Source organism: Methylomagnum ishizawai (genome assembly GCF_019670005.1).
GTDB lineage: Bacteria > Pseudomonadota > Gammaproteobacteria > Methylococcales > Methylococcaceae > Methylomagnum > Methylomagnum ishizawai.
Genome location: NZ_AP019783.1, coordinates 271,723 through 287,033, shown reverse-complemented (window position 1 = coordinate 287,033; position 15,311 = coordinate 271,723). Strand labels below are relative to the sequence as shown.

The window sequence follows — 15,311 nt, the reverse complement described above, 5'->3', positions numbered from 1 at the left end:
CCTCACTCCGCCGACCGCCGGGCCGGTTTGCCATGCCTGGGTTCGACCCAGTCCCCGAAGCTGAACAGCCCGGCCTTGAAGCTGGACGCCATGTGTTCGGTGCGGGCGATGGCGTGTTCGGCCACGGCGGCGGGCAGGACTTCCAGGGCGGTTTGTCGGAACAGGGCCAGCCAGCGCTCGAAATGTTCGGGTTTGAGTCCCAGGCGGGTGTGGGCCGCGTAGGGATGGCCTTGGTAGCGGCGGGTGCCCAGCAAGGTGCGCGACCAGAAATCCTCGACGATGCGGTGGTGTTCGCCCCAGTCGACAACGCTACGGGCGAAGACCGGTCCCAACTCGGCGTCGGCCCGCGCCTTGGCATAGAAGCGGCGGACCAGTTCGGCGATTTGATCCTCGGTGACGGCACTCGGGTTCATAACGACCTCAGGAACAAAATCAAATCCAGCCTTTCCCGGTTGTCGAGCCCGAGATGGAAACGGCCATCGTAGAAGTCCAGCACATTCCCCAAGGCCAGGGCCATGCCGTTGTGGAAATAAGGCGCCCTGGCGGCGAGCCCGCGCAGTCCCGGCACTTTGAACCGACCTATGTCCGACCACAGGCCGGTGATCATGGCCCGGCCCGGATCGGTGGTCGCGAGGGTCGCGCCGGTGGTTTTGTTCCGTAACGTATATAACGGCAGATCGCCGCTACGGTTGGCGGCGTCGGCAACGCCGGTATCCATGTAATGGACGCCGGAATCGCCGCCGACGTTGGGGACGTTATGACAGGTGCTACACGTCCCGACCAGGGTGGCGGGACTGCCGAAATCGGGCGAACCGTTCAACCCCGCCACCCCGGAGATGACGAAGCCGCGGGTATTGAACAGCTTTTGGCCGCGGGCGATGGCGGCGCGGATATCGGTGGGGTCCGTGTCGATCAGCTTGTTCCAAGGGTTGAACAGGGTGAATACGGTGGGATCGAAGGCCGCGCCGGTGCGGGGATCGCCGCCAAAGGCGTTGATGCCGGGATAGAAGCGCTGCTTCGACAGCGGGATGGGTCCGCCTTTGAGGGGGGCCGGGGTCAGCGCCCCGGCCTGGAGGTCTTCGACTTGGGCGGTGAACAGCCGGGTCTCGAAAGCGACGATGGCGCGGCGTTGCGCCTCGGGGAGCGGGGAGCCTTGGGCGTGGCCGGTGGTGGCCGTGTTGGCTTGGTTGCGCAGGTCGAAGGCGATGGGTTTCCCATCCACCGTTTCCCGCCCGTCCCACATGACGGCGTTCAGGAACTTGAGGTTGGTGGCGGGTAGCGGGCGGCGGTAGAGGGAAAGTTCGGTCGAGACCGGGGTGAGGTAGCCGTAGGGATCGCTGACGGCGGCGAGTTGGAACTCGGCCTGGGCCGGGAGCGCCAGGCCGAAGCGGATCAAGCCCTTGCTGAGCAGGAGGCTGTAGGCGCCCAGGCGGTCCTTGAGGGTTTTGACCTTGGCGTCGGGGCGGTTGGCCCCATCGTGGGTCCTGAAGATGGGGTCGGTGCCCTGGCTGGCGTCGAAGCGTTGCTTGAGGGCAGCGGGGGTGACGCTCCAACCGTTTTCCGGCTTATGGCAACTATCGCAGGACCGGCCATTGCTCCCCAGCGCTTGGAAGAAGGGATTGCCGGCCTCGATCACGCCCAAGGCGCTGTGGGTGCTGGCCGCGCCGGTGGCGTTGGGCAGGGGCGTGTCGTTGTCCAGGGCCAGGGCGGTATGCGAAGCCGAGGCCAGCACCAAGGCGGGGAGGAGACGGGTTGCGGTCATGGCGGATTCCGGGCGGGGCGGGGGCGTCCACCCAGGACGCCCCCGGTGTGGGATCAAGGGGCCGAGCGCGCTGTGAGCGATTCGAGGTGGAACACCTGCCTGCCGCCGAATTTATCGCCGGGGATGACCAGTTTCATCGCGCCTTCGGTATCGTCCAGGGGGGTTTGGGTGCCCGTGGCGTCCACCGTGGCATAGGCCACCATGGCTTGCTGGCCGCCGTAGCCGGGGTCGATTTCGGCATAGGACAGGATCGCCTGATAGCAATCGGTGGCGGTGGCGGCCAGGTATTTCCTGAGCTTGTCGTTCTTGCGGTTGGCATCGACCACCAAGCCCGCTGCCTGGATCAGATCGTACAGGGGCACCCCGACGAAGGTCTTGGTCACCATCCCCGACGCGCCGGAAAAATAGCTCACCGTCACTTTCGAGGGCGGGTAGGCGGCGAGGCTGGCCGGGGTGAAGGTTTTCGGCGTGGCGATGGCGGGACCGGCCAGCCTGAGCGTGGTGGACGGCCCGCCCAGGCAGCTGGAGGCGGCCTCGGCGGTCGCGGCCACGCCGAGCATGAGTGACACGGCCAAGGCCGGTGGGGAGAAAGTGCGGAATAGCATGGGTTGCTCCTGGATCGTTAGTGGGAACCGGCCATCGCGGGAACGCTTGTCCGTTGTTCCGTCCATCCCCTGGCTCCGCCGTGCGCCATCCCGGAGGGTGGCGCGGGTTACGCGATGTGGTATTAGTTATATCGATTCCCGCCGGACTGGGCAAGGCGTTATGAGATTGTAAAAACAGCGCTAGGCCCAGCCCGTCCCGCGCCTGGGCGGGAGCGCCGTCGCGTACATCGGATTATTTATCATATAAATCAAATATTTATTTGGTATTTTGGCAGACCTGTGAAATGCGGCATTTCCACCCTTGCGGCGGCAAATCCCGACGGACGGCGGGCCTTCGTTATTTACTGATGGATATTGATTGCTTTAGGATTGGGTCGCGCTATGTAGCCGTTCACATAGTCGCAATGCGTCTGGGGGCCGGGATCCGCCGCGTGGGCGGTACCCGGCCCCCGGTGCGGAACCGCTTTCCTACAAGTTGCCAAATCCTTCGACGCCACCGAATCCAGGAGCCTTCACATGCCGACCCCCGCTTTCCCGAAAACCCTATTCGCCACGCTGCTCGCCGCGTTCGCGGGCGCGGCGTCCGCGCTGACCCCCGGCGACGGCGATCCCGATATCGTCCTCTACGTCCCCGGTTCCCAGGCCAACGACAAGTTCTTCGCGCCCGCCCTCTGCTCGTCCAACATCCACACCTATTTCCAGAACTACACCAGCGACCCGAGCAAGGCCACCAACAACGATTACTGGGCGATTTATTGCAGCACCGATGGCAGCAAGGTCAGCGGCATCGTCGGCACCAAGAAGTTGTGGATTTCCCGGCGGCGCTTGGGCGCGTCCTATGTGGGCCTGGACGCCCTGGTCAAAGGCACCAAGCTGACCTATCTGGAGAAGCCTTCCACCGCCGCTTGCACCGCCTTTAGCGGCAGCTTCACCAGCGGCGGCACCACCTTCAATTACGATTATTCCTGCACCACGGTGACGCCCAATATCACCGCCACCGGCAGCGTGTCCGATGTCACCCCGGACGCCTTCCGCGGCGGCGACAACGTCCCCACCGGCCAGGCCGAGATCGTCGCCAGCGGCATCCCCAACCGCAACGCCATCGCCGGCCACATCATCGGCGCCCCGGTCACGCTGTTACTACGCAACGCCCTGCAATACGCCCAGGTGCTGAGCGGTGCCTTGCCGAGCCAGTGCGCCGTGCCGGGCAGCACCACCAGCGCCAATATGGACGAAACCGCCGCCTGTATGCCCAGCCTGGGCAAGCAGCAGCTCGCCAGCCTGTTCAGCGGCGCGGTGTCGGATTGGAATAGCTTCTCTGTGAATGTCTCGGGCACGGCCATATCCTTGGAACAGGTGGCGGCGCGTTGGGCCTCCAACGGCGGCAGCGCCAGCTATCTCAAGGCACCGGACGACACCACGGTGCATATCTGTCGCCGCGAGAACGGGGCCGGGCAGCAGGTCGCCCTGCTCGCCACCATTTTGCAAAACCCCTGCCTCGGCAATTCCGCGCCGCGCCTGGTGCAGCCGGGCAGCTTCACCGACGTCCAGCTCGCCACCAGCCTCGGGGCCGAGGATAGCTGCCTGACCGACTTCAACAACGGCACCACCAATTTCCTCCCGACCGCCAAGGGCAACCGCTGGGCCATCGGCATCCAGACCACCGAGCGCAATGTTTCGCGCTCCGCCAATTACCGCTTCATCAAAATCGACGGGGCGGCCCCCACCGTGGAACAGGTGGCGCTGGGCAAATATCCGCTGTGGTCGGAATACGGCATCCAATGGATGAACAACGTCACCGCCGACCAGGGCAATTTGCTGAGGGCGCTGGTCAAGTACGGCCAGAGGCCGGACAACGTGAACGCCCGCAACCAAGCCGATATCCACAGCTTCGGCACGGCGGGCTATGTGGCCCTCAGCGCCAACGGCTACGCGCCCGACCCGGTGTTCAACGCCGCCAACCCGGTGACCCCGTATACCCATAAACGCGCCGGCGGCGGCATCGACGCCTGCACGGTGCCCGTGGTCAATCCCGACTACGGCACGGCCGAGCTGCGTTGATCCTTGAAGGGGATGCGAAACGATGAAAACAACACGATTCAACCTGCTGGGCGGGGCGGGCCTGTGCCTGCTGCTGTCCACTCCCGGCGCGGAAGCCGCCATCGCCGACGGCGCGGCCCATGCCATTCCCACCGATACCCATTCCGGTTCCAGTGGCGAGCTGTTCCTGAACGTCTGGGACCCGGTCGCCGCGAAGTCCTATAGCCTCGATCTCGGCGTCACCGCCGAGGATTTCCTGCTCGACGCTTCCGGGCGGGTCTGGCACTTGGACCCGCGCTTCAAGGCCTTGGCCGCCGCCGGCAATCCCCTGCGCTTCAACATCGCGGCCAACAACACCTATGGCGGCATCGCCGCGCCCGGCGTCGGCGCGGCACCTTCGGGCTGGGGTTTCGCGATCACGGCGCTGAACGATCCGGTGTCGCTGGGCCTGCTGATGGGGCTGAACGATAAGAGCGCCAGCCTCGCCATCAGCCAAATCTCGGCGGCGATCCAGACCCGCGTGGACCACCTCAACCTCAACGCCGCCGCCGCCAACGGCCTGGTGCCGGGCGATTTCACCACCATGGCCGACTTCGCGGCCAACCTGAGCGAAACCACCGACAGCACCAACGATGCCTATGGCGCGTATTTCGATTACCTATGGGGCATCGATATCGCGGGGAATTTCGGATTCTCGACCGCCGCCACGGTGCGCGACGCCGACGGGGCCAAGGACCAGAAACTGCGGTTCTTCTTCCTGGGCCTCAAATCGCCCGGCGTCAACAAGCTGAAAACCACCGATCTGGGCGGCGGCACGGCCTTCTTCAGCCTGAATCCCGCCAACGCCACCCTGCTGTGGTCCCACGGGGGCCGTGGCGACAACCTGACCCCGGTGGCGGTGCCGGGACCGGCGATGAGGGTGGAACCGGGCGCGACGGTGGTCCTGGACGGCAGCGCCAGCTACGACCCCGATTACAGCGGCGACCTGGGCTATGCCTGGACCCAGGCGTCCGGCCCGGCGGTGATGCTGGGTCCGGGCGCGGGTCCGGCCAAGGCGGTGTTCGTGGCCGGACAGGCGGGCGATATCTATCTGTTCCAACTGGCCGTGACCGACGCCGGCGGCAGGATCGGCAAGGCCTACAAGCGGGTCGTCGTACCCAACCACAGGCCGGTGGCCGTGATCGACGGGCCGGCCACGGTGGCTCCCGGCGGCACGGTCAACTTGGACGGGGGGGCCAGCTACGACCCGGACGCGGGCGATGGCATCGTGGCCTACCAGTGGGTACAGAACGCGGGACCGGCCACCGGCCTGGGCGGTAGCGCCCTGCCCGCCCTGAGCTTCACGGCGGGGGCCAAGGGGTCGGTCTACCAGTTCTCGCTGGTGGTGACCGACAACCACGGGCTCGCCAGCGTGCAAAAGAAAATCCGTATCAAGGCGCAGTAATGCGGGTCCGCCGGAAACCGTCCGCGGGATGGTTCCCGGCGTTGTTTTTCCCGAGTCCCTTCAGGCACGACCATGGATTTGAAATCGAACCCCTTTTTACGCGCCCTGGCCGGCTTGGTCCTGGCCTTGGGCGCGGGCGAGGCCTTGGCCGCCATCGCCAACGGCGCCTTGCACACCACCCCCGGCGACGCCAGTTCCAATAGCAGCGGCGAATTGTTCCTCAACGTGTGGGATGCCACCGCCGCCAAGTCCTATAGCCTGGACCTCGGCACCACGGTGGAAGCCTTCCTCGGCGACCCGTCGGCCATCAAGTCCTGGCCGCTGGACCAGCGCTTCAAGGATTTCGCCGCCGCCGGCAACCCCCTCGTCTACAACATCGCCGCCAACAACACCTATGGCACCGTCTCGGCGGGGGCGGTCGGCGCGGTGCCCTCCAGCTATGGCGTCCTCGCCTCGGTGCTGAACGACCCCACCGCCATCGCCAAGGCGGAAAGCCTGACCGGCACGGCGGGCGTCAACGTCTCCCAGTTGTCCTCGGTCATCCAGGCCAGGGCGAACACCCTCAACCTCAGCGCGGCGGCGCAGAATGGACTGAATCCGGGCGATATCTCGGCCATGACCGATTTCCAGTCCAACCTGAGCGAAGTCACCGATATGAGCGACCCGGGCGCGGGCGACCCCTACAGCGCCTATTTCGACACGCGGTGGGGCATCGATTTGTCGGGCCAGTTCGGTTTTTCCGACGCGGCCAGCGTGCGCGGGGGCGCCGACCAGAACCTCCGGCTGTATTTCTTCGGCCTAAAGGGTCCGGGCATCAACAAGATGCAGGCCACCGACCTCGGCCAGGGTTCCCTGGTCGCGACCCTGGATATCGCCAATGCCACCCTGTCCTTCGGCGCGGGCGGTTCGGGCGGCGGCGGCACCGGCCAGGGCTGCGAACAACTGAGCTGGGCCGGGGTCATCGCCGACGGCGGGACCGTCACCGCCTATTCCACCGAGCAGAGCGCCGATTGCGCCGCCGCCGCCAAGGTGCTGACCTGCGACAACGGCAGCCTGCCGGACAGCGATGTCTACCAATATTCGAGCTGCGCCAACACCTATTGCACCCTGCCTTGGGACGCGACGCAGAAGATCGCCGACGGTGCCAGCGTCACCGCCTACCAAACCAGCCTCAGCCCCAACTGCGCCTCGGTATCCGAATCCCGTGTTTGTAGCACGGGCAAGTTGAGCGGTAGCTATACCTTCCAGACCTGCCAAGCACCGACGGCTTGCGTCCTGCCCTGGGGCGGCACGGTGGCCCACGGCCAATCGGTCACGGCCTACCGGGTCAAGGTCGATAGCGATTGCGCGGAGAACGCCGAAGTCCGTACCTGCAACAACGGCAAACTCAGCGGCAGCGCCGCCTATCCAGCGTGCAGCGCGCCGACCCCCCACACCGATTGCAGCCTACCCTGGGGCGGCACCCTGGCCGATGGGCAAAGCGTGACGGCCTATTCATCCGCGACCAACGCCGATTGCGCGGCGGTCGCCGAAACCCGCGCCTGCGCCAATGGGGTATTGAGCGGCAGCGCCACCTATCCCACGTGCGGCGCGCCGACCACCAAAGCCGATTGCGGGCTGCCCTGGGGCGGCACCCTGGCCGACGGGCAGAGCGTGACGGCCTATTCATCCGCGACCAGCGCCGACTGCGCGGCGGTCGCCGAAACCCGCGCCTGCGCCAATGGGACGTTGAGCGGCAGCTACCCCTATGCCGCTTGTTCCACACCCACCGGACCCTATATCCAGCTGTCGTTCCCGAACGGCGGCGATGTCTTGACCGTGGGTAAAAAGCAAACCATCGCCTGGCAATTCGGCCTGACAGGCGCGAACCGGAATGTCAATGTGCAGTTCTCCAAGAACGGCGGCGGCAAATGGAAGTCGTTGAAGACCGGAGTGAAGCTGGGCCGTGGCTCCGTGGTGTGGAAGCCGCTCAAGGCACAGGCCACCGAAACCGGCCTGATCCGCGTCTGCGCCCCCAAGACCAAAAAGGCGGCGGCGGTCTGCGGGATGTCCTCGGGTCCGTTCGCGGTCCGGCGTTGAGAGGGCTACCCCACCATCGCGATCCCCGCGCTCCCCACTCCTGATGGCCTTGCTGGCGGTGCCCGCTGACCGCCAGCTTTTTTTCAGGGTGGCCCTGGGGAACCGGTCCGACGGGGGAAACGAGAAGGGCGAATATGAAATATCCAGAGGGAATCCATGGCGACCTATCACTTCAGCAGCTTGAGCAATAACCAAACCTTGGCGTTCAAACCAGCGGTGGATACGCTGGTGTTCGATATCGCCGGGCTGGACGCGGCCACCGGCACGCTCGCCCCATCCGGCGCGAACCTGCTCGTCACCTACGCGGGCAAGACCCTCGTCCTGGCCAATACCACGCTGGACCAGGTGTCCAGCGCCCGCTTCAGCTTCGCCAACGGCAGCAAGCTGCTGATCGGCGACAATAGTTCCGGCACGGCGGGCGATAGCCTGTCGAACGCCTTAGTCGGCACGGCTTTCGGCGATTACCTGGACGGACGGGGCGGGGCCGATTCCATGACCGGCGGCGACGGCAACGACACCTATGTCGTGGATAGCACCGGCGATGTCGTGGTCGAGACCAACACCAGCGCCACCCAGATCGACACCGTCCTGTCCTATCTCGCGGCCTATACCCTGCCCGCCAATGTCGAGAACCTGCGCCTCGTGGGCGCGGGCGGCGTCAACGGCACCGGCAACGGTCTCAACAACCTGCTCTATGCCAGCTCGGGCAACAACGCGCTGAACGGCGGGGCGGGCACCGACACCGCGTCCTACCTCTACGCCGCCGCCGCCGTCAAAGTGGACCTGGGCAAGACCGGCGGCCAAGCCACCGGCGGTTCCGGCACCGACACCCTCGCCAATATCGAAAATCTCACTGGCGGGGCCTTCAACGATAGCCTCTATGGCAACTCGGGCGGCAATGTGCTGGACGGAGGGGCGGGAGCGGACCGCCTTTATGGCGGGCCGGGCAACGATACCTATGTGGTGGACCATACCGGCGATATGGTGCAGGACTATATCCCCGGCCTGGGTGCGGGCGGCATCGACACCGTGCAGTCCTATCTCGCCGACTACACCCTGCCTTATTTCGGCGGCGGGGATTATGGCATCGAAATCCTGCGGTTGATGGGCACCGGCAATCTCAACGGCACCGGCAATGGCGGGGACAACACGCTCTACGCCAACGCGGGCAACAATAGCCTCAACGGGGCGGGGGGCATCGATACCCTGTCCTATGTATTTTCATCCGCCGCCGTCACGGTCAGCCTGGCCCAGACCACGGCCCAGGCCACCGGCGGTTCCGGCACCGATACGATCCGCCATTTCGAGAACCTCACCGGCAGCGCCTTCAACGACAAGCTGACCGGCAACGCGGGCGACAACGGGCTGGATGGCGGCTCGGGCGCGGATACCCTGAGCGGCGGCGACGGCAACGACACCTATGTCGTGGACAACAGCGGCGATGTCGTGGTCGAGACCAACGCCAGCGCCGACCAGACCGACAGCGTGCGTTCCAGTTTGACAGCCTACACCCTGCCCGCCAATGTCGAGAACCTGCAACTGCTGGGCGGCGGCAACCTCAACGGCACCGGCAATGCGCTCGGCAACGTGATCTACGCCAATGCGGGCAACAACCGCCTAGACGGCGGCGCGGGCAGCGATACCGCGTCCTATGCCAACGCCGGGGCCGGGGTCGTGGTCAGCCTCGCGGTCGCGACGGCCCAGGCCACCGGTGGTTCCGGCAGCGATACCCTGCTCAATTTCGAGAATCTGGCCGGCAGCGCCTATGCCGACACCCTGACCGGCAACGGCGCGGCCAATGTGTTGACCGGCGGCGGCGGCGCGGACCGCCTGGGCGGCGGCGATGGCAACGACCGCTTGGTCGTGTCCGATCTCGGTTTCGCCCTGGCCGATGGCGGCGCGGGCACGGATACCCTGGTCCTGGCCGGGACCGGGCTTTACCTGGACCTCGCGGCCCAGGGCGGCAAGCTGGCGGGATTGGAAAGCATCGATCTCGGCGGCGGCGCGAACACCCTGGTCCTCACGCCCGCCACGGTGAAAAGCCTGTCCACCACCAGCGAAACCCTGGTGATCGACGGCTCGGCCCAGAGCCTCGTCAGCGGTGGCGGCGGCTGGGTCCAGGGCGCGAACGCCACGGCCAACGGCCATAGCTATCGCACCTATACCCAGGCCGGGGCCACCGTGTGGGTCGGCACCGACATCGGCACCAACAACCTCAACATCGGCACCCCGCCGCGCCTGGACCTCGGCGGTCTCAACGGCAACAACGGTTTCCGGCTGGATGGCGCGGCCTTCGATTATGCGGGAACCGCGGTGGGCGCGGCGGGCGATATCAACGGCGATGGCTATGGCGATCTGGCCGTGACCACGGCCTATAGCGGGATGAGCTATCTGGTGTTCGGCAAGGCGGGCGGCTTCGCGGCCAGCACCGATTTGTCCACGCTCAACGGCGGCAATGGCTTCGCGCTGTATGGCGGCGAATTCGCCATCGCCGGGGCGGGCGATATCAACGGCGATGGCTATGCCGATGTGGTGGTGGGCGATTACTCCGGCGGCACGCCCACCGGCTATGTGGTGTTCGGCAGCGGCAGCGGCTTTTCGTCCTTGCTGGATTTGTCCACGCTGACCGGGACCAACGGCTTCCGTTTCAGCGACAGCGCCGCCGTGGACCCTTCCGCCGTGGTGGTCGGAGCGGCGGGCGATGTCAACGGCGATGGCTACGCCGATATCATCGTCGGCGAAAAGAACGCCTCGCCCCTGGGCCGCGATTACGCCGGGTCCAGTTTCGTGGTGTTCGGCAAGGCTTCGGGTTTCAGCGCCGGGTTGGACCTCTCCACCCTCAACGGTGCCACCGGCTTCCGCATCGATGGCGTGGCGGGGCAGCATTCCGGCGTGGCGGTGGCCGCGGCGGGCGATATCAACGGCGATGGCTACGCCGATTTATTGGTCGATACCGTCCGGCCCTATGGCTCGGCCCAAGCCAAGCAAAGCTACGTGGTGTTCGGCAAGGCCACCGGCTTCGGGTCCAGCCTGGATTTATCCACGCTCAATGGCGGCAATGGCTTCCGGTTGGACGCGGGCGACGGCTATACCGGCGCGGTGGCGGCGGCGGGCGATGTCAACGGCGATGGGTTCGGCGATGTGATCGTGGGTTCGGGCGATAGCGCCGCCGTGGTGTTCGGCAAGTCCGCAGGGTTCGGGTCCAATCTGGATTTGTCCACGCTCGACGGGAGCAATGGGTTCCAGTTCACCGGCCTGGGGAGCTATGGCGCCCTCGCCACCGTGGCCGCCGCGGGCGATGTGAACGGCGATGGCTACGACGATGTGTTGATCGGGGCCAAGCGATACGACCCGGCCAGCCAAGGCTATCAAGCCGAAAGCTATGTCATCTATGGCAAGGCCACGGGCTTCCCGGCCAGCTTGGATGCCGCCACCCTCAACGGGGCCAACGGCTTCCGCCTGGACGGCGCGGACCGGGTCGGCCCGGCGGGCGATATCAACGGCGATGGCTTCTCCGATCTTATCATCGGCGATCCCACGGCCAGTCCCAATGGCAACAGCCAGGCCGGTTCCAGCTATGTGCTGTTCGGCGGCAATTTCACCAACGCGGTCGCCAAACTAGGCGGCACCGGCAACGACAGCCTGACTGGCACCAGCGCCGCCGAGCGCCTCGTCGGCGGGCAGGGCAACGACACCCTGGCCGGGGGTGGCGGGTCGGATATCTTCTATGGCGGGCAGGGCGACGACCTCATCAAAGTGTCCGACCTCGGCTTCCGCCAGGTCGATGGCGGCGGCGGCAGCGATACCCTGGCCCTGGGCGGCGCGGGCCAGAACCTCAATCTGGCGGGTTTCCGCAACCGGATCGACGGGATCGAGAAGATCGACCTCACCGGCGGCGGCGACAACACCCTGACCCTGCTCAAACGCGACCTCGTCAACCTTTCGAATACCAGCAACACCCTGCAAGTGAACGGCAATGCCGGGGATCATTACCACTTCTCGGATGCCGGCTGGACGCAGAAGGCCGACGTGACCCTGGTCGGTGTGACCTACCATGTGTTCGACAATGGGGCGGCGCACCTCCTGCTCAACGCGGCCTTGACGGCGGTGTAAGGCGTTGGGGCGGACTGGGCCGGGTGGGCCTATACTCATGTCCACCCGGCTTGGCTCGAGGCGGGCCGTAATGCCCTCGATGCTTCCAAGCACATCGGGAATCCACCGCCACCCCAACCCCTCCCCCGATGATCGAACGAAACCGTTCCTCCTCCGCCAGCATCCCGGCTTGGCTCGCCGCCATCCTCCTGGCCGCGCCGCCGGGCCACGTCATCGCCGAGGAAAAAAAACCCCTGGATATCCGCGACCCCGGCGCGGACCTCGCCAACTTCCCCAATAGCGCGTTCACCCTGCCACGGGGCGGGTTTTATCTGGAAATGGCCCCGGCCTTCTTCAGCGCGGAAAGCAGCCGCCTCTCGGCCCAATACAACTGGGAATATATGCTGCGCTACGGATTGTTCGACGCCGTGGAACTGCGGCTGTATTCGCAAGGCTTTTCGGTGCAGGGAAGCCCCAATTCCGCCACGGGCTTCAGCCCCCTGACCCTGGATACCAAAATCCATCTCTGGGACGAAATCGAGGCTTATTTCCTGCCGGCGGCGGGACTCGAAGTCATGGTGCAAACCACCTGGCTGGGTTCGTCGGCCTTCGATGCCGGGACCGAGCCTTCGTTCAGCTTCAACTTCGACCAAGGGCTGCCCTGGGATGTGGACCTCGAATACAACCTGGGCGCGGCCCGTTTCCAAGACCCGGACGATCCGACCGATCAGGTTTGGGATTTCACGCTGTCTTGGGCTCTGCAACGGGATGTGGTCGAGGATGTCGCGGTGTTCGTGAACGGCTACCATAATTCCTCCAACCTTCCCAGGACTGGCCGGCTGGCCGAGAAATATGTGCGGGTCTGCCCTAATTCCGGGCCGTGCCGTACCGAGGAACTGGTCCAGCAATATGCCGACGACGCCGAGGATTATGTACAGCATATGATCGGCGGCGGCACGCTCTGGACCGTGGACGACCATATCGCCGTGTTCGGCAATATCGGCGTGGGTTTGACTTCATCGACGCCGCCGGTGACGGCTTATTTTGGGTTCGCTTGGACGCCGTGAATGGAAGGCTAGGCCAAGCGGATAGCCACGGCATCCCCATTTCCGCAATCCAACTTGCGTACGCCACCTCACTTCCAATAATCCCGCGCCACCTGCAACTGATAAGCCTCGCGGTCGGCGTTCATGGCTTCCTCCAATTGCTGGCGGGCTTCGCGCACCACCGAAATCAATTCCTCCTCGTCGCCGCGGGCCTCGTAGCGCTTGACCAGCGACCGCAGATCGTGGGCGCGGAATTTCAGCGCGGCCTGCTTGGCCGCATACGGGCCATAGCCCAACCGCACCAGGGCGTGTTCCCCCAACAGCAAGGCCGACTCGAAAATCTCGCGCTGGAAATGCACCCCGCGCTCCATCAACTCGAAGGCGTGCTGCACATTCCGCACCCGCGCCAGGAGGGTGAGGTGCGGGAATTCCTCGCGCACGGCGTCGATCAGCTGCAGCGAATGCTCCACATCGTCGATGGCGACCACCATCAGCTTGGCCTTCTCCGCCCCCGCCGCCCGCAATAAATCGATCCGGGTGGCGTCGCCATAGAACACCTTATTGCCGAATTTGCGGATGGTGTCGATATGCACCGGATCGTGGTCCAACACCGTCACGCCGATCCGGTTGGCGGTCAGCAAGCGCCCCACGATCTGCCCGAAGCGGCCAAATCCAGCGATGATGACGGGATTGCCCTCGTCCTCCGGCGCGTCGTAGTCCGGCTTGCCGCGCCCGGCGAGATAGGGTTCGAGCCAACGGTCGTGCAGGCTGAGGAAAACCGGCGTCGTCATCATCGACAACGCCACCACCGCCGCCAGCAAACCGGCGATATCCGCCGGGATGATGCCTTCGGCCAGGGCCGTGTTGTTCAGTACGAAGGCGAATTCGCCGCCCTGCGACAAGACGATGGCGAAGAACAGCCGCTGGGCCTTGGGAATCCCGAACAGCCGCGCCAGCCCCGCCAACACGCCCAGTTTCACCAACACGAAGCACAAGGTCAGCAGCACCAAGGTTTGCCAATGCTCCCGGATCGCGGTCCAATCCACCGACATGCCGATGGCGATGAAGAACAAGCCCAGCAGCAGCCCCTTGAACGGCTCCAGATCGGCTTCCAGGGCGTGGCGGTATTCCGATTCCGCCAACAACACCCCGGCCAGGAAAGTGCCCAGGGCCATCGACATCCCTACGCCCTTCATCAGCAAGGCGATGGCGATGACCAGCAGCAAGGCCAGGGCGGTGAAAATCTCGCGCTGCTGGGTCACCGCCACGAAGCGCAGCAGGGGCAGCAGCAGGAAGCGCCCGCCGACCACGATCCCCAGGATCACCCCCAGCGCCTTGGCCGCGCCCGGCCAATCGAAACCGCCGCCCGCGGTGCCGTCGCCCAGGAGCGGAATCAGGGCCAGCATCGGGATCACCGCCAAATCCTGGAACAACAGGGTCGCGAAACCCAGCCGTCCCGCCGGGGTGGCGAGGGCGTTGCGCTCGGCCAGGATTTGCAGGGCGATGGCCGTGGAGGACAGCGCCATGCCCATGGCGGCGATCAAGGCCGCCGGTCCCCCCAGGTCGAACACCAGGGCGAATCCCGCCAGCAGCCCCGTGGTCGTCAACACCTGCAAGCCGCCCAGGCCGAGGATGGGGCCGCGCAGTTCCCATAGCCGTTTGGGCGCGAGTTCCAGCCCCACCAGGAACAGCATGATGACCACGCCGAATTCGGCGAAATGCAGCACTTCCTCGCCGCGGCCGATCAAGCCCAGCCCGGAAGGCCCGATGATAAGCCCGGCCAACAGATAGCCCAGCACCGAACCCAGGCCCAGCCGCTTGGCGATGGGCACACAGACCACCGCCCCGCCCAGATAGATCAGCAAATGTTGGAGGAAAAGGGGATCGTGCATGGCGACCTCGCGCTAATGCTTTATTACACATCGTCAGTCGGATTATCGGGTTCCAAGCTCCGCTTGGCGCGGCATTGGCAGCAGGGCTTCCGCGCATTCCTTCCCAAGCCCCGCTTGGGAAGGAGCGTATCCCAGATTCTACGGGCGGCAAAGCGCGGGCGGGTCACCCGGTTTGGACGTGATTTTCTAAAGTTGCGGTTTGGGGATTGGCGGGCGGCTTGGGTACGGTTCGTCCGTACCCGCAATGCGGGCGTTTGCTAATTCGTTAGCAAATTGAGCATAACCGTTTTGGAAACCGCCCGGACCCATGCGCCAGCGGCGGGAAGACGGTCGGGACCGGGCCGCGACCGT

General features: G+C 65.4%; 9 protein-coding genes. 5 read left to right on the top strand and 4 right to left on the bottom strand.

Features of this window, described 5'->3' with window-relative positions; genetic code table 11:
- Positions 1–2: 2 nt before the first annotated feature.
- From K5658_RS01170 to K5658_RS01160, 3 genes are read right to left on the bottom strand one after another with little or no spacing between them, the layout of a single operon-like run.
- Complete coding sequence (locus K5658_RS01170; RefSeq protein WP_221065180.1) at positions 3–413, bottom strand: group III truncated hemoglobin; 411 nt, start codon at positions 411–413, stop codon at positions 3–5.
- Complete coding sequence (locus tag K5658_RS01165; protein WP_221065179.1) at positions 410–1,762, bottom strand: hypothetical protein; 1,353 nt, start codon at positions 1,760–1,762, stop codon at positions 410–412. Before K5658_RS01165 ends, K5658_RS01170 begins: the two co-directional genes overlap by 4 nt.
- 53 nt (positions 1,763–1,815) lie before the next feature.
- Entirely contained in the window at positions 1,816–2,367 is a 552-nt protein-coding gene (locus K5658_RS01160) for a molybdopterin-binding protein (protein ID WP_221065178.1), read from the bottom strand.
- Between the two features lie 516 nt (positions 2,368–2,883).
- Between K5658_RS01160 and K5658_RS01155 the strand changes: the two genes are divergently transcribed.
- The 5 genes from K5658_RS01155 to K5658_RS01135 all read left to right on the top strand — a co-directional run bounded on the left by K5658_RS01155 (position 2,884) and on the right by K5658_RS01135 (position 13,089).
- Positions 2,884–4,428, top strand: a complete 1,545-nt coding sequence (locus tag K5658_RS01155; RefSeq protein WP_221065177.1) for a hypothetical protein — start codon at positions 2,884–2,886, stop codon at positions 4,426–4,428.
- A 22-nt stretch (positions 4,429–4,450) separates the two neighbouring features.
- Entirely contained in the window at positions 4,451–5,851 is a 1,401-nt protein-coding gene (locus K5658_RS01150) for a PKD domain-containing protein (protein ID WP_221065176.1), read from the top strand.
- A gap of 78 nt (positions 5,852–5,929) precedes the next feature.
- A complete protein-coding gene (locus K5658_RS01145; RefSeq protein ID WP_221065175.1) occupies positions 5,930–7,930 on the top strand; it encodes a hypothetical protein in 2,001 nt (666 codons plus the stop codon).
- 156 nt (positions 7,931–8,086) lie between these two features.
- Positions 8,087–12,043, top strand: a complete 3,957-nt coding sequence (locus K5658_RS01140) for a beta strand repeat-containing protein (protein ID WP_221065174.1) — start codon at positions 8,087–8,089, stop codon at positions 12,041–12,043.
- Positions 12,044–12,171: 128 nt separating this feature from the next.
- Positions 12,172–13,089 (top strand): transporter, encoded by a 918-nt coding sequence (locus K5658_RS01135; RefSeq protein ID WP_221065173.1) that lies wholly within the window; start codon positions 12,172–12,174, stop codon positions 13,087–13,089.
- 68 nt (positions 13,090–13,157) lie between these two features.
- On the opposite strand, the gene kefC is transcribed toward K5658_RS01135, so the two are convergent.
- Positions 13,158–14,960: a glutathione-regulated potassium-efflux system protein KefC gene (kefC, locus tag K5658_RS01130; protein ID WP_221065172.1), complete on the bottom strand. Its 1,803-nt coding sequence runs from the start codon at positions 14,958–14,960 to the stop codon at positions 13,158–13,160.
- Between the last annotated feature and the right edge of the window lie 351 nt (positions 14,961–15,311).

Bases quoted from the DNA above. Each gene is read 5' to 3' on its own strand.
- K5658_RS01170 (WP_221065180.1), bottom strand. From the start codon at position 413: ATGAACCCGAGTGCCGTCACCGAGGATCAAATCGCCGAACTGGTCCGC.
- K5658_RS01165 (WP_221065179.1), bottom strand. From the start codon at position 1,762: ATGACCGCAACCCGTCTCCTCCCCGCCTTGGTGCTGGCCTCGGCTTCG.
- K5658_RS01160 (WP_221065178.1), bottom strand. From the start codon at position 2,367: ATGCTATTCCGCACTTTCTCCCCACCGGCCTTGGCCGTGTCACTCATG.
- K5658_RS01155 (WP_221065177.1), top strand. From the start codon at position 2,884: ATGCCGACCCCCGCTTTCCCGAAAACCCTATTCGCCACGCTGCTCGCC.
- K5658_RS01150 (WP_221065176.1), top strand. From the start codon at position 4,451: ATGAAAACAACACGATTCAACCTGCTGGGCGGGGCGGGCCTGTGCCTG.
- K5658_RS01140 (WP_221065174.1), top strand. From the start codon at position 8,087: ATGGCGACCTATCACTTCAGCAGCTTGAGCAATAACCAAACCTTGGCG.
- K5658_RS01135 (WP_221065173.1), top strand. From the start codon at position 12,172: ATGATCGAACGAAACCGTTCCTCCTCCGCCAGCATCCCGGCTTGGCTC.
- kefC (WP_221065172.1), bottom strand. From the start codon at position 14,960: ATGCACGATCCCCTTTTCCTCCAACATTTGCTGATCTATCTGGGCGGG.